Annotated in this window: 21 protein-coding genes and 1 tRNA gene; 13 read left to right on the top strand and 9 right to left on the bottom strand. The window is 57.6% G+C overall.

The window, feature by feature from the left end; genetic code table 11:
• Window positions 1-49: 49 nt before the first annotated feature.
• Window positions 50-457, bottom strand: a complete 408-nt coding sequence (locus EGT36_RS07085; protein WP_125270155.1) for a DUF2000 family protein — start codon at window positions 455-457, stop codon at window positions 50-52.
• Between the two features lie 94 nt (window positions 458-551).
• Here EGT36_RS07085 and EGT36_RS07080 point away from each other — a divergent pair, with 94 nt between their 5' ends.
• The gene (locus EGT36_RS07080) at window positions 552-1,328 is read left to right on the top strand and encodes an AraC family transcriptional regulator (protein ID WP_037089616.1); all 777 of its coding nucleotides are present in this window, start codon (window positions 552-554) and stop codon (window positions 1,326-1,328) included.
• On the opposite strand, the gene EGT36_RS07075 is transcribed toward EGT36_RS07080, so the two are convergent.
• Entirely contained in the window at window positions 1,329-2,216 is an 888-nt protein-coding gene (locus EGT36_RS07075) for an NAD(P)/FAD-dependent oxidoreductase (RefSeq protein ID WP_004439323.1), read from the bottom strand.
• Window positions 2,217-2,368: 152 nt separating this feature from the next.
• Here EGT36_RS07075 and EGT36_RS07070 point away from each other — a divergent pair, with 152 nt between their 5' ends.
• A complete protein-coding gene (locus tag EGT36_RS07070; RefSeq protein WP_004439321.1) occupies window positions 2,369-2,827 on the top strand; it encodes an Rrf2 family transcriptional regulator in 459 nt (152 codons plus the stop codon).
• 77 nt (window positions 2,828-2,904) lie between these two features.
• Here the strand turns inward: EGT36_RS07070 and EGT36_RS07065 are convergent, their stop codons facing one another.
• Window positions 2,905-3,222, bottom strand: a complete 318-nt coding sequence (locus EGT36_RS07065; protein ID WP_037089466.1) for a hypothetical protein — start codon at window positions 3,220-3,222, stop codon at window positions 2,905-2,907.
• A 73-nt stretch (window positions 3,223-3,295) separates the two neighbouring features.
• Window positions 3,296-4,738 (bottom strand): aminotransferase-like domain-containing protein, encoded by a 1,443-nt coding sequence (locus EGT36_RS07060; protein WP_044459963.1) that lies wholly within the window; start codon window positions 4,736-4,738, stop codon window positions 3,296-3,298.
• Between the two features lie 104 nt (window positions 4,739-4,842).
• Between EGT36_RS07060 and EGT36_RS07055 the strand changes: the two genes are divergently transcribed.
• Entirely contained in the window at window positions 4,843-5,718 is an 876-nt protein-coding gene (locus EGT36_RS07055; RefSeq protein ID WP_037089620.1) for a DMT family transporter, read from the top strand.
• 13 nt (window positions 5,719-5,731) lie between these two features.
• Here the strand turns inward: EGT36_RS07055 and EGT36_RS07050 are convergent, their stop codons facing one another.
• From EGT36_RS07050 to EGT36_RS07035, 4 genes are all read right to left on the bottom strand, one after another.
• Window positions 5,732-6,829: a glycoside hydrolase family 25 protein gene (locus EGT36_RS07050; protein ID WP_125270154.1), complete on the bottom strand. Its 1,098-nt coding sequence runs from the start codon at window positions 6,827-6,829 to the stop codon at window positions 5,732-5,734.
• 174 nt (window positions 6,830-7,003) lie between these two features.
• Complete coding sequence (locus tag EGT36_RS07045) at window positions 7,004-7,192, bottom strand: YegP family protein (protein ID WP_004439314.1); 189 nt, start codon at window positions 7,190-7,192, stop codon at window positions 7,004-7,006.
• 82 nt (window positions 7,193-7,274) lie between these two features.
• The gene (locus tag EGT36_RS07040) at window positions 7,275-7,973 is read right to left on the bottom strand and encodes a type 1 glutamine amidotransferase (protein WP_037089469.1); all 699 of its coding nucleotides are present in this window, start codon (window positions 7,971-7,973) and stop codon (window positions 7,275-7,277) included.
• 135 nt (window positions 7,974-8,108) lie between these two features.
• Window positions 8,109-8,558, bottom strand: a complete 450-nt coding sequence (locus EGT36_RS07035) for a DoxX family protein (protein ID WP_037089470.1) — start codon at window positions 8,556-8,558, stop codon at window positions 8,109-8,111.
• Window positions 8,559-8,692: 134 nt separating this feature from the next.
• Between EGT36_RS07035 and EGT36_RS07030 the strand changes: the two genes are divergently transcribed.
• Together EGT36_RS07030 and EGT36_RS07025 are read left to right on the top strand one after the other, a co-directional pair.
• The gene (locus EGT36_RS07030; RefSeq protein WP_037089622.1) at window positions 8,693-8,998 is read left to right on the top strand and encodes an Rdx family protein; all 306 of its coding nucleotides are present in this window, start codon (window positions 8,693-8,695) and stop codon (window positions 8,996-8,998) included.
• Window positions 8,999-9,117: 119 nt separating this feature from the next.
• A tRNA-Leu gene (locus tag EGT36_RS07025) sits at window positions 9,118-9,204 on the top strand.
• Window positions 9,205-9,426: 222 nt separating this feature from the next.
• Here EGT36_RS07025 and EGT36_RS07020 read toward each other — a convergent pair.
• On the bottom strand, window positions 9,427-9,837 hold the full coding sequence (locus EGT36_RS07020) for a pilus assembly protein N-terminal domain-containing protein (RefSeq protein ID WP_037089471.1): 411 nt from the start codon (window positions 9,835-9,837) through the stop codon (window positions 9,427-9,429).
• A 414-nt stretch (window positions 9,838-10,251) separates the two neighbouring features.
• Between EGT36_RS07020 and EGT36_RS07015 the strand changes: the two genes are divergently transcribed.
• The 8 genes from EGT36_RS07015 to EGT36_RS06980 all read left to right on the top strand — a co-directional run bounded on the left by EGT36_RS07015 (window position 10,252) and on the right by EGT36_RS06980 (window position 18,162).
• A complete protein-coding gene (locus tag EGT36_RS07015) occupies window positions 10,252-10,437 on the top strand; it encodes a Flp family type IVb pilin (RefSeq protein ID WP_037089472.1) in 186 nt (61 codons plus the stop codon).
• A gap of 123 nt (window positions 10,438-10,560) precedes the next feature.
• Window positions 10,561-11,073: an A24 family peptidase gene (locus tag EGT36_RS07010; protein ID WP_037089473.1), complete on the top strand. Its 513-nt coding sequence runs from the start codon at window positions 10,561-10,563 to the stop codon at window positions 11,071-11,073.
• A 127-nt stretch (window positions 11,074-11,200) separates the two neighbouring features.
• Window positions 11,201-12,007, top strand: coding sequence for a Flp pilus assembly protein CpaB (gene cpaB / locus EGT36_RS07005; RefSeq protein WP_004439307.1), 807 nt, complete (start codon window positions 11,201-11,203; stop codon window positions 12,005-12,007).
• Window positions 12,004-13,587 carry a type II and III secretion system protein family protein gene (locus tag EGT36_RS07000; protein WP_004439306.1) on the top strand — a complete coding sequence of 528 codons (1,584 nt, stop codon included), beginning with the start codon at window positions 12,004-12,006 and terminating at the stop codon, window positions 13,585-13,587. The genes cpaB and EGT36_RS07000 overlap by 4 nt, the downstream gene beginning before the upstream one ends.
• A gap of 56 nt (window positions 13,588-13,643) precedes the next feature.
• Window positions 13,644-14,324: a CpaD family pilus assembly protein gene (locus EGT36_RS06995; RefSeq protein ID WP_037089474.1), complete on the top strand. Its 681-nt coding sequence runs from the start codon at window positions 13,644-13,646 to the stop codon at window positions 14,322-14,324.
• Window positions 14,325-14,358: 34 nt separating this feature from the next.
• Entirely contained in the window at window positions 14,359-15,642 is a 1,284-nt protein-coding gene (locus EGT36_RS06990; RefSeq protein ID WP_125270153.1) for a CpaE/TadZ family protein, read from the top strand.
• A gap of 33 nt (window positions 15,643-15,675) precedes the next feature.
• Window positions 15,676-17,142: a TadA family conjugal transfer-associated ATPase gene (locus tag EGT36_RS06985; RefSeq protein ID WP_035206587.1), complete on the top strand. Its 1,467-nt coding sequence runs from the start codon at window positions 15,676-15,678 to the stop codon at window positions 17,140-17,142.
• A 15-nt stretch (window positions 17,143-17,157) separates the two neighbouring features.
• The gene (locus EGT36_RS06980; RefSeq protein ID WP_125270152.1) at window positions 17,158-18,162 is read left to right on the top strand and encodes a type II secretion system F family protein; all 1,005 of its coding nucleotides are present in this window, start codon (window positions 17,158-17,160) and stop codon (window positions 18,160-18,162) included.
• Window position 18,163 lies beyond the last annotated feature (1 nt).

Genomic DNA, 18,163 nt, shown 5'->3' with positions numbered 1-18,163 from the left:
TTTGAAAGGGAGGCTTGCGGCCTCCCTTTTCCTTTCAAAAACACCGTTCTCAGGCGTGCAGCTTCGCGCCTTTCGTAATCTTGTCGACGATTTTCTTATCGGCTCTAAGCGCCATTCCGACAACCTTTGCGGTTTCCGGAGAAAATTCCGAGAAGACCTGACGGTTCGCCGCGTCGTGTCCGGTGGAGAACATTTCCTCGATATAAAGCGATGTCGTGACATCACGCTCAAGAGAACGCTGATGGATTTTGCGCAACGCCTCCTGATCCGCGGCCATCACGACAATCGGCTGGACAGACAGAGGATTGTAGACGTTCCCCGCCCCGTTGCGGTATGGTTCCCCGATGATCTCTCCGGTCTGGGCTACGATCCCGGACATGAGAAATGCGGTGACGTTCAATTTTTGCCAAACGGCAAGGTCGTCACGAAGGACGACGGCGATCTTGGTGTCAAACATGCGAACTCAATCTGGCTGTGGTTACGAAGGAGAAGCAACCCTACAGCCTCTGCATGCCACCGATCTTGAACGTTCGTGCAAATTCGAGGGCATCGTGCAGGCCCCCGCGAGCGACGGTTTCGAGCGCATAGAAGCGCGCTTTCACGGTAATGCTTACGCGCCGCACCGGCATGATACCTATGCGCTGGGCGTTACGCTCTCAGGCGTTCAGACCTTTTCCTATCGTGGCGCATCGCATTTCAGCATGCCCGGAAATGTGATCGTGCTGCATCCCGACGAAGTTCACGATGGCGGCGCCGGCACGGATGAGGGCCTGCGCTACCGCATGCTTTACCTTCCGCCTGAAAAGATGATGCAGGCAGGACATAAGTCGCTGCCTTTTTCCAAACATCCCGTTATCGAGGACGAGGCCTTTCGCCTATGCCTGATCGAAGTGCTTGCCAACCTCGAAAGCGAGCCGGACAATCTACTTGTGACAGACTGGCAGGCGCGACTTGCGGATCTGCTCTGCAAACATTCGAATGAAAGAACTGGGAATATCAAGCGAGTTGACAGGGCCGCCGTCTTGCGGTGCAGGAATTACCTGCTGGAGAACAGCGCCGCAACCGTGGGATCGGAAGAGCTGGAAGAGATAAGCGGGCTCGACCGCTTTACGCTTTTTCGGCATTTCCGTTTCCTGCTCGGAACGAGCCCGCACCGTTATCTCATCATGCGGCGGTTGGAAAAATGCAAGGAGATGATGCGGGCTGGTGGCAGCCTTGCGGAAACAGCCTTCGCCTGCGGGTTCGCGGATCAGGCACATTTCACGCGGCATTTCAAAAATGCCTTCGGCATGCCACCGGGGCGCTGGCTCAACCTCGTTTCACATTGATCATTGCGGAAACAGGATCGACCGATGCGCCGCCGCACCGGCCATTGCGCCGTCACCAACCGAAAGGGCCACAGAGCCGGCAGCCCTTGCCACATCGCCGCAGGCAAATATGCCGGCAATGGTGGTCTGTTTCATCGGATCAGTAACGACGGTCGATCCCATCGGTCCTTCCTCGATGGCGCAGCCAAGTTTTTTTACCCAGTCTGAGGCGATACGCAATTTCGGCTGGGTGAAAAGGCCCGCCAGTGCAACATTACGCCCATCCACCAGAGCGATATCCGCATGTCCGGCGATTTCCCGGATATGCGTTTTTTCCACATGGACCCCGCGAGCAGACAGAAGCGCATCCTGATCAGCATCCGGCTCGAAGACGCCATTGGTAAAGAAGGTCGTCTCCCCCCAGTCCGGGAGCATCAGTGCATGATGTATGGCCAGAGGTGAAGCCGCGATAACGCCGATCTTTCCCTGATCCAGTTCGTAGCCATGGCAATAAGGGCAGTGGAAAACAGAGGACCCCCAGCGGTCCTTCAGCCCGGCTATATCCGGAAGTTCGTCGGTGACGCCCATGGCGAGAATGAGACGGGCGCCGCTTTCACGGCGACCGCCATCGATTTCAACCTCAAAGTCACCAAAAGTCCCTTCCGCATCCGTTACCCTCCCCCGCGCCCACTCGATCGTCGGGTAGCGCTCGATCTGGCTACGTGCCTCGCTCACGATCTCGCCGGGCGCCTTGCCGTCCTGCCCAAGAAAACCATGGGAGTGGCTGGCAAAGCGATTTCGTCTTTCGCCTGCGTCCACCACCAGAACCCGCTTCCTTGCGCGGCCCAGCTGCAGGGCGGCGGATAACCCGGCGTAACTGCCGCCTATTATGATCACGTCGAATTTCATGATGCACCCATAGTTTGAGACCGACCGTAACCGCGGTCCATATCATGCTACTTATACTGTTACATGAAAGATCGAGTCAATGGTCATGCAACTTATATTGTTACGTCAGCCGGAGGGTGGTAAGCGTGAATGCAAACAGGCGGGCTTCAACAATGAGACACGACACGCGACTTTCCCGGGTGCTGCATATTCTGATCCATATGGAAAAACACGAGGGCGCGGCGACTTCGGAAAGTATCGCAGCCATGTTGCAGACCAATCCGGTGGTGGTGCGCAGGACGATGGCGGGCCTGCGCGAGCAGGGATATGTTTCTTCGGAAAAAGGACATGGCGGAGGATGGGTTCTGGCGCGCCCACTCGATGAGATTACATTACTCGATATCTACAGAGCGCTTGGCGCACCCGGACTGTTCTCTATCGGGCTGGCAGGTGACAATCCGGATTGTGTTATTGAACAGGCAGTCAATGCTGCACTTTTCGAGGCCATGACCGAGGCGGAGAGCATTTTGTTATCCCGCTTCGGAAATATTACGCTTTCGGCGCTGGCGGCAGAATCGATCACCCGCTGGTCAAAAGTCTCCAATCATCCTTCCGCCATGGACCAGCTCTGAGCGAGCAAACCAGCGATTGCTCAATCGAAAAAACCGCCTGCTCGGAAGCAGGCGGCTTCATCATGTCCAGTCAGCCATTAAGGCTTGGTCTGGGTTCCACCCGTGTTCGGACTTGCCGGGGCGGCGTTATTTGCCGGCGGCGTTGCCGGGGTAGTCGGTGCCATCGGTGCCGGCGCCTGGTCCGTCGCAGCGGGTGGCGTAGTGGACGACGTCGTGGCCGGATCGGTGGTCGGGCCGCTCATCTGCGACCAGGCGAAGACGCCCACCAATACGACGACGATGATTGCCAGCCATGGCACCCAGGACGACGAGGTGCGGGCACGCGGTTCGTTATTGATATTCAGTTCCGGACGAAGATCGCGGTCCGGACGCGGGTTGTTGGGATCGAATGTCATGGTGTTTCCTCCTCTTCATTCTGCCGAGAAAACGACGTTCCCGCGATTTTGTTCCGATCAGTCGCCCCTGCGGTCAGGACGAAGGTGAAACGGGCGGCTGACGAAGAGCGTCTGCAAGCACGGTCATGACGTGTGGACCACCCATTTGCGACACGTTGAAACGCATGAAACCGGACGCGCTCTGCGAGGAACTGAACACATTCCCCGGCGCGAGCACCAACTGCTGCGCGAGCGCGCGGCGCGCCACATCGGCAGCATCCGCGCCTTCCGGCAGGCGGCACCATAAAAACATGCCCGCCTGCGGTTCGATCCACGGCACGCATCCAAGTGAGATGAGGCGCGCCGCCGACTCCGGCATCGCCGCCGCAAGCCGCAGACGAAGCGCCTCGACATGTTTGCGATAACTGCCATCCGTTAGAAGCGACAGGACCAGCGCGGCTGAGAAATGCGCTCCGCCAAAAGCGGTGGCGATCTTGAGGTCGGTCAACGCTTCCACCCACGCCAGGGGCGCTGCTATGAAACCGCAGCGCACGGAAGCCGACAGTGTTTTTGAAAAACTACCGATCTGGACAACGCGGTTCAGGCCGTCGAAGGCCGCCAGACGCGGGGCGGCCTGAGTTTCGAAATCGGCGAAAATATCATCCTCAATGATGGTCAGTCCCGACTGTTCGGCCAACATCAACAAACGGTGGGCATGAACGGCGGAGAGCCGCGCGCCAGTGGGATTATGGATCGCGGAATTGGTGATATAGAGCCGTGGCCGGTGCTCTTTCAGCGCCTGCTCGAAAATAGGCAGGTCCGGCCCTGTAGGTGTATAAGGCACGCCAATGGCCCTGACGCGGTGCGCGCGCAAAAGGGCGTGGAAATTGAAATAACATGGATCGTCGACGATTACTGTATCTCCAGGCTGCAGCAAAAAGCGGCACAGGAGATCGATTGCCTGGGTACCGGAATCGGTCAGCATGATCTGGCTGGCCCCGGCCTGAACCCCGTGATCGGCCAGCCTGCGCGACAGGAGCTGCCGCAGCGGCAGAAGCCCCATCGGGCTCGCATAATCCGTCAGCAGGGCGGCATCCGCGCGCGCAAGCCCCCTGATCGCCCGCCGCATTGCCTCTTCCGGCATCCAGGACGCGGGAAGCCAGCCGCAACCGGGCTTGGCAAGGACGGACCCTTCGTCCAGCGCCTGACGGGATACCCATAGCGGGTCCACCGCCCTGTCAAGCCGGGGCTCGATATCGGCGAGAGACAGGGGCGCAAGCGGACCGGCTACAAAAAATCCGGAGCCCGGCCGCGAGCTTATCGTGCCATCGGCCACCAGCCGGTCATAGGCTTCGACAACAGTGGAGGTGGAAACGTGCATGGCTTTCGCCAGCCCGCGCACCGAAGGCAGGCGCGCGCCTGGAACGAGGCTGCGCGAAGCAATGCGCTGGCGAATGCTCGCCATGACCTTTTCTATGCGCGTACCGGGTTCGATCTGCGCGAGGGTTGAAAACCGCCCGTCCACAACTCTCTCCATCCGTACTGGAACATCAACCATAACAGTTTCTTTAAATTGTACATGACTGTCGCTGTTGCCGCCAGCAGTTCCGGAGGAAGAAGGACAAAATGCAGGAGATGACGATGGACAAGGCGACAAGCGGCTGGCTGAACGGTCTGACGGGCGTGGTGATATTTAGCGGCTCGCTGCCCGCCACGCGCGTTGCGGTGACGGGTTTCGATCCCGTGTTCCTCACTGTGGCCCGCGCCAGCATTGCGGGTCTATTGGCGGTGGTGCTGCTGCTTGTTTTCAGGCAAAAGCGCCCGGCGCGCCATGATCTGACATCGCTCTTCATCGTCTCGCTTGGGGTTGTCGTGGGCTTTCCGCTGTTGACGGCGCTTGCCCTCCGGCACGTTACCTCGGCGCATTCCATTGTTTTTGTCGGGCTGTTGCCGCTGGCCACCGCAATCTTTGCGGTTCTGCGCGGAGGCGAGCGCCCGCGCCCGGCCTTCTGGCTGTTTTCCTGCTTGGGCAGCGCCCTGGTGGCGGGCTTTTCGATGTGGAATTCATTTTCGACCGGGCTTGAGGCCTCGCTTGCCGGCGATCTCCTGATGCTCGGCGCAATCATCGTCTGCGGACTCGGTTATGCAGAGGGTGCCGCCCTTTCCCGCAGGCTGGGGGGCTGGCAGGTCATTTCCTGGGCGCTGGTTCTCTCCCTGCCGGTGATACTGCCGCTCGCGTTTTTCACAGGGCCGGAAACGCTTGCCGGCATCGATCCCCAGGCTTGGGGCGGCCTTGCCTATGTTTCCCTGTTCAGCATGCTGATCGGGTTCATCTTCTGGTATCGCGGCCTGGCGCAGGGCGGCATTGCGGCAGTCGGACAATTGCAGCTGCTGCAGCCGTTCTTCGGCCTCGCCCTTGCCGCAACCCTGCTGCACGAAGAGGTAAGCCCTGCCATGATTGCCGTTACGCTGGTTGTGGTGCTCTGCGTCGCGGGCGCCAGAAAATTCGCGCGCTGACACGGGCGATCCTTCAGCTGGAACGGCGATCTACCCAGCGGTGCCATGCATCTTCGCTGCCGTTGAAGACATTGAGATCGATGCGGCCATCGACGCCATGTGACAGGCCCGAGCCGGAATATTGCCAGAACAGCCATTTGCGACCGGGATAGACCACCGATGGGTGCTGGGCGACGGCGCGCAGCCAGAAAGGATAGTCCTGGAACTCGCCGGTCAGGTTATCCTTGTAAAAATCCGGCGCGGTATAAATGATCGGCCGCTGCCCGTAATGGCGCTCGAGCTTGTTCATGAAGACGCGCATCTTTTCCAGAACGCGCTCACGGGAATGGCGCATCTTGCAGCTCGACTCGCCGTTATATTCCACATCGATCACCGGTGGCAGTGCGTCAGGATCGCGTGGCACGTTGCGAATGAACCAGTCTGCCTGTTCGCTGGCCGAACGGCACCAGTAGAAGAAGTGATAGGCGCCACGGCGAATGCCCGCGGCCTTTGCACCCTGCCAGTTGGTGCGGAACATCGGATCAAGGTGATCGCCGCCATCCGTGGCCTTGATGAAGGCGAAATTGGCCCCGCGGGTGCGCAGCAACGGCCAATCGATATTGGCCTGCCAGCGCGAAACATCCACGCCGTGCACCTGGAAATGCCGCGGCTGAACCCGGCCGAAATTGATCGGTTTCGCATCGCTGAAGCTGGAACGGAAAATGCGGGAGCGGATCTGCGCGCCGGCGCTCGCCGCCGGAGCCGCCGCCATGGCCAATTGGACCGGACGCTCCATCGGCCGTTCGGCCGGGCGTATCATCCCGGCCTGCGGCGGGACCGGCAAACGGATTTCAGGCGCATCCTGCGGCAGCGACGCCCTCGGCGTGACGGCGGAAAAAGCTTTGGGCTCTTCCGGCACCGGCCCACCCCAGGCCAGTACTTCCTGCCGCGGTTGAGCGGTTATCGGCTGCGAGCCAACACTTGCCTGCGGCACCGGCGCTGATGGCGTGACAGAACTCGTGGTTTCCTTTGACGGCAAGCCGGCAACCAGGCTTTCCGGACCGGAACTGGACGTGCAGCCGCCAAGCAGAAGGCAACCGAAAAAAAGTGCTGGCACAGCCGAAGAACGCATGAGAACCCGTACGCAAAACAAATCGGGGACGCACTGGCGCCACCCGGAGACCTCGAAATACAAATGCTAACGGAAGATTATCAAAAAAGACTGAATCTTATCTTTACGCCGGCACCCACCAATGCGCCCTTCATTTCTGGCAGGTAAATTGCATTCCGGTTCTCACTGTACGACTCAGGCCGTCATGGTGCTGAGATCAACGGTATCGGCGCCGGGGGAATTTCTCTTGATCGACTCGATCGCGTGAATGGCCGAGGCCTTGGCCTTATAGCCTTCAGAGACAAACATCGTCTCGCCGTTCGAAGCCTTGAAGCGAAAGCGAAATTCTCCGGCTTTGTCTTGATAGATCTCGAATTTGTACATGGGCTTTGCGGCTCCTTCGCGCTGAAAAATGAACTCCACGCAATTCTGGTCTGGCACCATGATATTCGCAACAGAAAATCCGTCAGATGAGCCGCACCCAGGCACGGGCAATCTCCAGACCCGCTGCATCCGCCATCCCTGCGCGCAGGTCGCGATGATCGGGATATTGTGCCAGCCAGCCGGGCGCCATTTTTTCGATGGAAGCGGGAAAGGCCTCGCACCAGCCGTCAACGACTGCGGCGGAGGCCTCGAAATGGAACTGTGTGCCATAGACCGCCCGTCCGAGGCGAAAGGCCTGATTCCGTGTCGCGGCATTGGTCGCAAGCCGGGTGGCACCGGGTGGTAGTGTAAATGTATCGCAGTGCCATTGAAAAATCGGAAAAGCTCTATCCAGCCCGGCCAAAAGCGGATCGGAAATGCCCTCTTCCGTGAGGGACACCTTTTGCCAGCCGAATTCCGGTGGACCGGAAAGAATATTATCGCCACCATAAGCGCGGGCCAGCAGCTGGCTGCCGAGGCAAACACCCATGACTGCCCTGCCCGCATCGCCAAAGGTTTTCATCAAACGCGCAAGCTCTGGAAGATAGGGATAGAGGGCATCGTCGAGTGCGTTCTGCTCTCCGCCCAGAACGATAAGGGCATCATGACCGCCCGCATCTTTCGGAAGCGGTTCCCCCGCATAGGCGCGAATGACGTGTACCTCCGCATTTGCCTCCGCCAATGCCACGCCGAGTTGTCCATGCGGCGTGCCCGCCATGTTTTCGATAATTGCGACGCGCATGCGACCTCTTGATGATAACAGATGATTCAGCCGGCGGGTTTCGCCGATTGAATCCAAGCTTCATCATGATGAAAAGGGATTTTCAAGAGGTACGGCAGCAGTGGCGTGGCACAGCATGGGCCCCGCCACTGGATATTAGAATTCCCGCGAGAGCTTCGCGTCGACCGAATGCCGGTTGCCGCCCCGAATCGTGAAGAACAGGAAAATCGCCGCCCAGAGAATCGATTTTTCCGCACCGCCCAGACCTTCCGCCTTCACCACACCATGGAACCAGACCGTTACCAGAAGGACGATCATGGCGGCGAAGGATGCCGGCCGCGTGAAAAGGCCGATGGCGATGAAAATACCGCCGAAGAATTCCGTTGCCGCCAGCAGCGGCGACCATAAGACGCCCGGGTAAAAACCGAGGCTCTCCACCATGCCGACCGCCCCGAAGGGATTGAGAATCTTGCCGAACCCATGGGTAACCAGCAGAAGTCCCGCCGTGACACGCAAAATGGTCTCCACCACATCGTGTGTCCCGTTGTAAAGCGGTGCAACGGCGGGAACGAACAGACGCTGACGATTATTGTCGAACTGGGCCATAGGATCTCTCTGTTTGAGCATTCGATTGACTTATCTGTTCGCAAAGCCCCGTGATAAGAACAAGCATATGCCGGGTAAAAACATGAGCGTTAAAGTTAACATTATCGTGACTCGGCCGCGAAGGAGACGTGATGATGACCGACACCAAACCGCGCATAACGATACGCTACTGCACCCAGTGCAACTGGTTGCTGCGGGCTGGATGGATGGCGCAGGAAATCCTGCAAACCTTCGCCTTGGATATCGGCGAAGTGAGCCTTGTCCCCTCAACCGGCGGCGTGTTCGAGATCGGGGTGGACGGTACCATTATATGGGAACGTAAACGTGACGGCGGTTTTCCCGGCCCAAAAGAGCTCAAACAGAGAATCCGCGACATCATCGACCCGGACCGAGACCTCGGTCATGTCGACAGGACGAAGCACGAAGGCCTCGACACCTGACCCGGCGACGGGTTTCAACGGCATCAGACAAGTTTTTTCCCTTTAAAATCAATGACCGTCATAAAAGTTCAAAAAGCCTGTTGACACCGGGCGGCTGCCCTCGTACATCGCTCTCCGTCGCCCAGATGGCGGAATTGGTAGACGCGCCAGCTTCAGGTGCTGGTACTCGCAAGGGTGTGGAGGTTCGAGTCCTCTTCTGGGCACCATTCCATTTTTGATCTTAGCCAGATCAAATACTTAGACGAAAAAACAGCAACATTTGGCCCTCCTGCAGAACGCAGGGGTACATGTTGCGGTTTTTCGTTTTGCTGAGGTCCAGCGCCAATCTTACCCTTAGGAAAAGATGCAGATGACGAGCCGAGGCTCACGCCTTCACGTCATCGAATATGGCGGCTCGATCGTTCGGATTTGAGGCGGACCAAGCCTTGTTAAGGCTGGGCGTCTTTGTCGCCACTGTTTTGCGAATGCTGCTCACAATTGGGCGTACAGGAAAGAACGGTTCGCTCCGTCTGACGGAAAACACGGACCGTATTGCCTTCATCAATGGAGACGAGAATCCGCTCATCGACGATTGGATTCCCTTCGGCGTCGAGAAGTACGAGATTTGTCGTGCCGAAACTGCGGCCTGTCAGAACGATCGTGGTGGCGTCGGCAACCGTGGCATCGGCAACTTTCGAGTTGCCGACGATAACCTTGCTGACAGGACGGTCGAGACGGAGGACGCGGGCGTGATTCATCGAGACGCGCAATATGTCTTCCTGGGCAAAACCGGACTGGAACGCCCCTCCCAGAATGACCGACAAGCCGACCACAATTTTCGTCAGTTTTCCGGATGACACGCTTTTTGCCCTTGCTCACTAATCAGCAGTTTACCGCGTCAAAGAATGCGTGGTTTTAGTGAATGAAGCGTTAAGTGACGAAAATGCGTGATGCGCACGGTAACCATGCATAATTCCTGGCATTCCCGACGTGCGCCGCCCCGCATCATAACTGAACATCTGTGTCTCATTGAGGAACCCGTTTTCCCAAAATGAGAACAGCCCTTCGACAGAAGAAGTTTGTTTATAAGCAAATATAGAAATACATTAAATACTTTTCATATTTATTTACCAAAGGAAACTCATCCTGCCGTTTACTTTGAGTTAATCGTTTTTTTTAAGCGCTTGGAAATCGCTCGTCTGTAGTTTGAAGGCAACCGAACAACGGAGAACAGTTGTCGGCGTGCTGAACTACACAAGAGTTAGGAGATACTCATGACCAAGATTTTCGCTCGTTTCCTCAAGGACGAATCCGGCGCTACGGCAATTGAATATGGCCTGATTGCTGCCCTGCTGTCCGTCGCAATCGTTGGCGGCGCAGGCGTCGTCGGCACACAGCTCGACGCGCTCTTCGACCGCATCGGTACGACTATGACAACCGCTCGAAATACAGCTTTCTAATTGCTTCCAATCTGAGATCGAAATGCCGCTCAAAACTTGTGAGCGGCATTTCACATTGTGTTCAATACCTGGAATACCTGTGCACGCCGCCTGGAAGTGTTCGAATAAACGGGAGTTTCCTTCATGGTTATAGCCGTCATCTTCCTGGCACTTCCGCTTTGCCTTGCATTCGCGGCGTTTACCGACCTGCTAAGCATGACTATCCCCAACCGGATTCCGCTGATTTTGCTGCTGTCGTTCATCGTGATCGCGCCTTTTTCCGGCATGGGCTGGCATACTTTCGGAATGAGCCTTGCCGCGGCGGGCGTAGTTTTTGCTGCCTGCTTCGCGCTTTTTGCGGCAAACGTCATGGGTGGTGGAGATGCGAAACTCCTGACTGGCGCAGCGGTGTGGTACGGCTTCAGCGTTTCCCTTGTTGAATTTCTGCTTTCAGTGACATTCGTTGGAGGACTGCTGACCCTCGGCATTTTGCTCTTGCGGTCGCGCGCCCAGGAAATCATGGCCAGCGGCATTCCCGTGCCAGCTTCGCTGCTCGTGGCAAAAAAAATTCCCTATGGGATCGGCATCGCCATTGCAGGGTTCCTGACCTATGGTGACGCACCGATAGTAAAAGCGGCAATCGCCAGCCTCTCCTAGAGAGAATTACTGCGTTGCCGGAATTAAGGCATCATTAACTACAAATCCAAGCACAATATTAACCATAATTACACCAATCGCGCGCCATCCTGAGGGGAGAAGAATCTGATTCCCTCAAGGATCGAGCATGAAACCGTCGCGTATCGTCATTATGTCCGTTGCTCTGGTGGCTGCCGGTCTTGCCGGCCTTGTCGCCATGAATATTTCCGGGACGAAGCAGGTCATCGAAAAGGCGGAAACGATCATCCAGAAGGAGCCGACGGTCAACGTTCTGGTTTCTTCAGTAAATCTTCCCGTCGGCAGCCGCCTGAATGACAGTTCTGTTCGCTGGACGCCCTGGCCGCAGGGCAACGTGGTCGATAGTTTCATAACCGACACAAAAAATCCGGACGCGATTAAAGACCTTGCCGGTGCAGTCGTGCGGTTGCCCCTATTCGAGGGCGAGCCGATACGGCCGGAAAAAGTGGTCGATTCCAATGCACGCATCATGTCTTCGCTTCTGCCGGCGGGCAAACGCGCCGTCGCGACGGAGATTTCCGTTTCAACCGGTGCCGGCGGTTTCGTTCTGCCCAATGATCGCGTCGACGTCATCATGGTCCGGAAGGGTGACGGCGGTAATTTTCTGACAGAGAATGTCTTGAACAACGTCCGCGTCCTGGCAATCGACCAGCAGATCAAGGAAGGCGAAGACGGCATTTCTGCGGTCGTTGGCGCAACAGCGACACTGGAACTGACCCCCGAACAGGCAAAGATCATAACCGTCGCGCAGCAGATGGCGGATCGCCTGACGCTGGCCTTGCGATCCGTCGCCGATGCGCAGGAGAACGATACATTATCAGCCGGTTATCTTCTCAACGGCGGTGCAGGGCAGCCAGAAATCCAGGTGATCAAATCGGGCTCCATCGTCAAGGGCGGTCAAGGAGCAACACAATGACCGGGGGGTTCATGACAAGACGTCTGGCAAAAGACCTACGTTCATCATTCGTTGGCGGGCTGGCGTTCTGCGTGGCCTTCTCAGGCGTTCCGGGCCCGCATTCGCCCGAATTTCTGCGCTTCAGTGAAGCAAAGGCTCAAAGCGCCAGTATCGTGCGGATCACTGAAAGCGGCTCGGGCATCCGCAAGCGGCTGAAGCTTGGTCTCAACAAGGCGCTGGTCATCGACCTGCCTGAGGACGCCCATGACATTCTTGTCGCCGATCCCAGCCTCGCGGATGCGGTAACGCGTACATCGAAACGCATTTACCTGTTCGGAAAAACAGTCGGTCAGACCAATATCTTCATTTTCGGCGAGGGTGGGCGCGAGATCGTCAGCCTTGATCTGGAAGTGGAGCGGGATATTGTTGGTCTTGAAGCCAATATTCGTCGCTTCATCCCTGAATCCGACATCAAAGTCGAAATCGTCTCCGACAATATCGTTCTCACCGGATCGGTACGCACACCGCAAGATTCGGCGCGTGCAGTTCAGCTTGCCGAAGCCTTCTTGAAAGGCGGTGAAGCCACCACCCGAAATATCTCGCTGACGGGCGGAAATAACGGGGGTGACGCAGCAATTTTCGCCGAAAATCGCCAGGTATCGCAGATCGTCAATATGCTGACGATCGAGGGCGAGGACCAGGTGACACTGAAGGTGACCGTCGCTGAAGTCAGCAGACAGGTGCTGAAGCAACTTGGCTTCAACGGCTCGATCAGCAGCTCGACAAGCAACAACGGTTTCGAGTTCTCAAACCCCTCCAACCTCGGGAATGCCATCGACAGCGCCACGCGCATCGCCAGCGGCGCGATTGGCTCCGGCTCCCTGAGATTTGCCTCTTACCTGAATGCCATGGAGCAGGCGGGAGTAATGCGGACATTGGCGGAACCGAGCCTCACGGCGATCTCTGGCGAACAGGCCAAATTTTATGTCGGCGGGGATTTTCGAATTGCTGCGGAACAGGATGTTTCGCTCGACAAGGACACAGGTATCGCGACCGTCAAACGCGAAACGGAAACAGTCGACTACGGTATCACTTTGAACTTCAGGCCAGTGGTGCTTTCACCGGGCAGGATAAGCCTCAAGATAGAGACCAATGTGTCCGAACCGACCTATGAGGGCAATGTTGTCACCGGAAATTACGGGCGCAACATCCCGGGTTCGACCTACATGTCCGTTCGTAAACGTGAGACATCGACAACGGTCGAGCTTCCGTCGGGCGGTTCGATCGTGATCGCAGGTCTCGTTCAGGACAATATCCGCCAGGCCATGTCGGGGCTTCCGGGCATGTCGAAAATCCCCATTTTCGGCACGCTTTTCCGCAGCAAGGACTTCCTTCGCAACGAAACGGAACTTGTCATCATTGCAACGCCCTATCTGGTGCGCCCGGTCGCGCGCAACCAGATTGCCCGCCCGGATGACAATTTCAATCCTGAAAACGATGCCGCCATGTATTTCATGAACCGTGTCAACAAGGTCTATGGCCGCAAGGATCAGGTTCAGGCAGCTCCCTATCAGGGATCAGTGGGGTTCATCTACAAATGACGACACGCGCACGAAACCCCCTCTTCAGAACAGGCCTCCTCAGGTCAGGAAACAGCATGCGGGAAACATCCTCCTCTTCTTCCCTGGGGCGCGCCGGGCTTGTCGCCGTGGTTGCACTCACCGCCGGCCTTCTGCAAGGCTGTGCGCGCGATCCGCTCACGACCAACGCCATTCCCGACGATTACCGGACCCGCCATCCGATCACCCTGTCGGAAGCGGAACATTCGCTTGATATCCCGGTTTCGGCAGGCGATAGCCGTCTCACCACGGCGATGGCGGACAATATACGTGGTTTCGCCCAGAATTATGCGTCGATGTCGACGGGTGTCATCAACATCCAGATACCATCGGGATCAGCCAATTCGGCAAGCGCCGCTAGAATGGCGAAACAGATCCGCACTACGCTGTCCGGCGCCGGGGTCGCACCGGGCAAGATCATGGAGACACGTTACGCGGCTTCGCCGAACGGCGACTCCGCCCCCATCCGACTGAGCTATGTCGCTATTACCGCCATGACCGGGCAATGCGGCCAATGGCCGGAAGACCTTTCGGACAACACCTTCGCCAACAAGAACTGGTACAATTTCGGGTGCGCTTCGCAAAGCAATCTCGCGGCTCAAGTCGCCAATCCGATGGATCTGGTCGGCCCGCGCGGCATGAGCCCCATCGATGCCGAGCGCCGCGCAGTGGTTATCGATACGTATCGTAACGGCAAGAACACGGCCACCGCAAACTGATGCGGTCCCAACAATTGTCACGGCAGGAAAGACGATGAGCGCTGTAGAATACGACATCAAGTCAAGCGACGGAGCAGACACCCTGCAGCCGGTGCGCACCTCCGATATGGACCGCCTGCGGCCCCTGCCCCGCATCTCTATCCACGCCTTCTGCGTCAGCGACAACACGCAGGGCGTCATGGACGCATTGTCCGGTGACAGGCGCATGAGCAAGGTAACATTGCGGGTGACGAAGGGTGACATCAACGCTGCGGCCACGATGTTCTCTGCCTCGCCTACGCCAAATCTCATCATTCTGGAGACGGCAAGCGCGCCGGCTTCGCTGCTGGATGACCTTGCTCCTCTCGCGGAGGTTTGCGACCCCTCCACCCGTGTCATCATTGTCGGCCGCCACAATGACATAACGCTCTATCGCGACCTCATCCGCAACGGTATTTCCGAATATCTGGTCGCCCCGGTCAACATGGCCGATCTTCTGGCTTCGATCGCCGCGATCTTCGTCGACCCCGAAGCGGAGCCGCTTGGCCGCAACATCGCCTTCATTGGCGCCAAAGGTGGGGTGGGCTCCTCGACGGTCGCACATAATTGCGCCTTCGGCATCTCGACCCTGTTTTCGACGGAAACCATTCTCGCCGACATGGATCTGGCTTATGGCACAGCCAATATCGATTTCGATCAGGATCCGGCCCAGGGCATGGCGGAAGCGGTTTTCTCGCCGGAGCGGCTGGATGAGGTATTTCTCGACCGCCTTTTGACGAAATGCTCCGATCACCTATCGCTGCTCGCGGCACCGTCGCTTCTTGACCGGACTTACGATCTAGACCGCCAGGCCTTTCTGCCGATCCTTGAGGTTTTGCAGCGTAGCGCCCCCGTCGCCGTCCTCGACCTTCCCCACCAATGGTGCGACTGGACACGGGCTGTGCTTGCGGAAGCGGATGAGGTCGTCATCACCGCGGTTCCGGATCTTGCGAATCTTCGCAACACGAAGAACCTGTTCGACGCGCTGATAAAACTGCGCCCCAACGATAAATTGCCGCATCTCATCCTCAACCAGGTGGGCATGCCGAAGCGACCCGAAATCGCTCCGGCGGATTTTTTCGACCCGCTGGAAATCGAGCCGATTGCGATCATTCCATTCGAGGCGCAATTGTTTGGAAACGCCGCAAACAGCGGACGCATGATTAGCGAAATGGATGAAAAATCCCAGATCGCAGAAACCTTCTCGCAAATTGCCCATACCATCACCGGTCGCACGGTGCTGCGCAAAAGCCGGCGCGGCGGTCTGGACAGACTTAAGAATATTCTCAAGCGCAAGTAGGGATTCCCTCCGCGCCTATTGACGGAAACGCCGATGTTCGGAAAACGCGGGGCCGAGGGCCCAGCCAGAAGCACGAAGCCGGATCCCGTCGCACCTGTCCCCATGCAGGTGGCGGCGCCCGAGCCGCGCTCTCTCTCCATCGACACGCTCGAGCCGGGCCAATCACCCGTAGCGCGACAGATGGCGGTCACGCAGCCGGCGCAAAAAAAGCGCGCCCGCACGGAGGATTATTACAATACCAAGAGCCAGGTATTTTCCGCGCTCATCGATACGATCGACCTTTCGCAGCTCGCCAAACTTGATGCGGAGAGCGCGCGCGAGGAAATTCGCGATATCGTCAACGACATCATCACGATCAAGAATTTCGCAATGTCGATTGCCGAGCAGGAAGAACTGCTTGAAGACATCTGCAATGACGTTCTCGGTTATGGGCCGCTTGAGCCCCTTCTTGCCCGCGACGACATCGCCGATATCATGGTCAATGGTTCTGGCCAGACCTTCATCGAAGTCGGCGGCAAGACCATCGAATCCGACATCCGCTTCCGCGACAACGCGCAATTGCTTTCCATCTGCCAGCGCATCGTCAGCCAGGTTGGCCGACGTGTGGATGAATCGAGCCCCATATGCGACGCCCGCCTGCCGGACGGCTCGCGCGTCAACGTCATCGCGCCGCCGCTCGCCATCGACGGCCCGGCGCTGACAATCCGAAAATTCAAGAAGGACAAGCTTACGCTCGACCAGCTCGTGCGTTTCGGTGCGATCACACCCGAAGGCGCGACACTGCTGAAGATCATCGGTCGTGTCCGCTGCAACGTCGTCATCTCGGGCGGCACCGGCTCCGGCAAGACCACGCTTCTCAATTGCCTGACGAGCTTCATCGACAGGGATGAGCGCGTCATTACCTGCGAAGACACCGCCGAACTGCAGCTGCAGCAACCGCATGTCGTCAGACTCGAAACGCGGCCTCCGAACATCGAAGGGGAAGGTGAGATCACGATGAGGGATCTCGTCAAGAACTGCCTTCGCATGCGGCCGGAACGCATCATCGTCGGCGAAGTGCGCGGACCGGAGGTATTCGACCTGCTCCAGGCGATGAATACCGGCCATGACGGTTCAATGGGAACGCTGCACGCCAATACACCACGCGAGTGCCTCAGCCGCATCGAATCCATGATCGCCATGGGCGGCTTCACCCTGCCGGCCAAAACCGTGCGTGAAATCATCTCGGGATCGATCGATGTCGTCATTCAGGCGCAGCGCCTGCGTGATGGTTCACGCCGGATAACCCAGATCACGGAAGTGATCGGCATGGAAGGCGACGTGATCGTCACTCAGGATTTGATGCGATACGAAATCGAAGGTGAGGATGCCAACGGCAAACTGATCGGCAGACATGTATCGACGGGCATCAGCAAACCCCATTTCTGGGACCGTGCACGCTATTATGGCGAGGAAAAACGCCTGGCCGCCGCGCTCGATGAAATGGAAAAGACCTCCTAAGGGAAAGCGACCGCCATGGACCCGACAATCCTCTTATTGGCCGCGCTCGTCGCCGTTTCGGCGGGCGCGCTCGCTTACGCTTTTCTTTTCCAGCAGATAGAGGTCGAAAAAAAGTCCACCAGCCGCTTCAAGCGGGTCCAGGCCGCGGAGACGGACCACACCAACATCAAAGCCGCACGTGACCGCGTGCATGAGCTCAGCAAACGCCGCAAATCCATGCAGGACAACCTGCGGGAAATGGAGAAAAAACAAAATGAGAGGGCAAAAAAGGCAAAAAATGTCGGTTTGCGCGAAAAGCTCGTTCAGGCGGGGCTGACGCTGTCCCTGCGACAGTTTCAGCTGCTGAGCGTCGGCGCGGCGGGCTTTGCCACCCTCATCGCACTTCTTTATGGCCTGTCATTGCTTATCGCCCTACCGATAGGCGCCGTTATCGCGCTGGGGCTGCCGCGCTGGGCACTGGCGTTCCTCCTCAAGCGCCGGCAGAAAAAATTCCTCGAAGAGTTTCCCAACGCACTTGATGTCATGTGTCGCTCGATCAAATCCGGCTTGCCGCTGAACGACGCGGTGCGATTGATCGCATCTGACGGGCAGGAGCCGGTGAAAACGGAGTTCCAGCGGGTTGTCGACGCGCAGCAGGTCGGCATCGGCATTCCCCAGGCGATCGAGCGCATGATGCTGACAATGCCGCTTTTCGAAGTGAGCTTTTTCAGCACCGTCATCAACATTCAGGCGCAGGCCGGCGGCAACCTCTCCGAAGCGCTGTCGAACCTTTCAAAAGTTCTGCGCGACCGCAAGAAGATGCGTGCCAAGGTGAATGCACTTTCGATGGAGGCAAAGGCGTCTGCGGTCATCATCGGCTCGCTGCCCTTTGTCGTCATGATGCTGGTGCACTTTACCTCGCCCGAATATCTATCGGTGCTTTTTACCGATATTCGCGGCCATATCATTCTTGGGGCGTCGGCCGTCTGGATGTTGATCGGGATATTCATCATGCGCCAAATGATCAATTTCGATATTTGAG

Source organism: Agrobacterium sp. FDAARGOS_525, from assembly GCF_003938925.1.
GTDB lineage: Bacteria > Pseudomonadota > Alphaproteobacteria > Rhizobiales > Rhizobiaceae > Agrobacterium > Agrobacterium pusense.
This window is presented reverse-complemented; position numbering and strand designations above follow the sequence as displayed.

Excerpts from the sequence above, each read along its gene's own strand:
- EGT36_RS07085 (WP_125270155.1), bottom strand. The coding sequence starts at position 457 with ATGTTTGACACCAAGATCGCCGTCGTCCTTCGTGACGACCTTGCCGTT.
- EGT36_RS07075 (WP_004439323.1), bottom strand. The coding sequence starts at position 2,216 with ATGAAATTCGACGTGATCATAATAGGCGGCAGTTACGCCGGGTTATCC.
- EGT36_RS07070 (WP_004439321.1), top strand. The coding sequence starts at position 2,369 with ATGAGACACGACACGCGACTTTCCCGGGTGCTGCATATTCTGATCCAT.
- EGT36_RS07065 (WP_037089466.1), bottom strand. The coding sequence starts at position 3,222 with ATGACATTCGATCCCAACAACCCGCGTCCGGACCGCGATCTTCGTCCG.
- EGT36_RS07060 (WP_044459963.1), bottom strand. The coding sequence starts at position 4,738 with ATGGAGAGAGTTGTGGACGGGCGGTTTTCAACCCTCGCGCAGATCGAA.
- EGT36_RS07055 (WP_037089620.1), top strand. The coding sequence starts at position 4,843 with ATGGACAAGGCGACAAGCGGCTGGCTGAACGGTCTGACGGGCGTGGTG.
- EGT36_RS07050 (WP_125270154.1), bottom strand. The coding sequence starts at position 6,829 with ATGCGTTCTTCGGCTGTGCCAGCACTTTTTTTCGGTTGCCTTCTGCTT.
- EGT36_RS07045 (WP_004439314.1), bottom strand. The coding sequence starts at position 7,192 with ATGTACAAATTCGAGATCTATCAAGACAAAGCCGGAGAATTTCGCTTT.
- EGT36_RS07040 (WP_037089469.1), bottom strand. The coding sequence starts at position 7,973 with ATGCGCGTCGCAATTATCGAAAACATGGCGGGCACGCCGCATGGACAA.
- EGT36_RS07035 (WP_037089470.1), bottom strand. The coding sequence starts at position 8,558 with ATGGCCCAGTTCGACAATAATCGTCAGCGTCTGTTCGTTCCCGCCGTT.
- EGT36_RS07030 (WP_037089622.1), top strand. The coding sequence starts at position 8,693 with ATGACCGACACCAAACCGCGCATAACGATACGCTACTGCACCCAGTGC.
- EGT36_RS07015 (WP_037089472.1), top strand. The coding sequence starts at position 10,252 with ATGACCAAGATTTTCGCTCGTTTCCTCAAGGACGAATCCGGCGCTACG.
- EGT36_RS07010 (WP_037089473.1), top strand. The coding sequence starts at position 10,561 with ATGGTTATAGCCGTCATCTTCCTGGCACTTCCGCTTTGCCTTGCATTC.
- cpaB (WP_004439307.1), top strand. The coding sequence starts at position 11,201 with ATGAAACCGTCGCGTATCGTCATTATGTCCGTTGCTCTGGTGGCTGCC.
- EGT36_RS07000 (WP_004439306.1), top strand. The coding sequence starts at position 12,004 with ATGACCGGGGGGTTCATGACAAGACGTCTGGCAAAAGACCTACGTTCA.
- EGT36_RS06995 (WP_037089474.1), top strand. The coding sequence starts at position 13,644 with ATGCGGGAAACATCCTCCTCTTCTTCCCTGGGGCGCGCCGGGCTTGTC.
- EGT36_RS06990 (WP_125270153.1), top strand. The coding sequence starts at position 14,359 with ATGAGCGCTGTAGAATACGACATCAAGTCAAGCGACGGAGCAGACACC.
- EGT36_RS06985 (WP_035206587.1), top strand. The coding sequence starts at position 15,676 with ATGTTCGGAAAACGCGGGGCCGAGGGCCCAGCCAGAAGCACGAAGCCG.
- EGT36_RS06980 (WP_125270152.1), top strand. The coding sequence starts at position 17,158 with ATGGACCCGACAATCCTCTTATTGGCCGCGCTCGTCGCCGTTTCGGCG.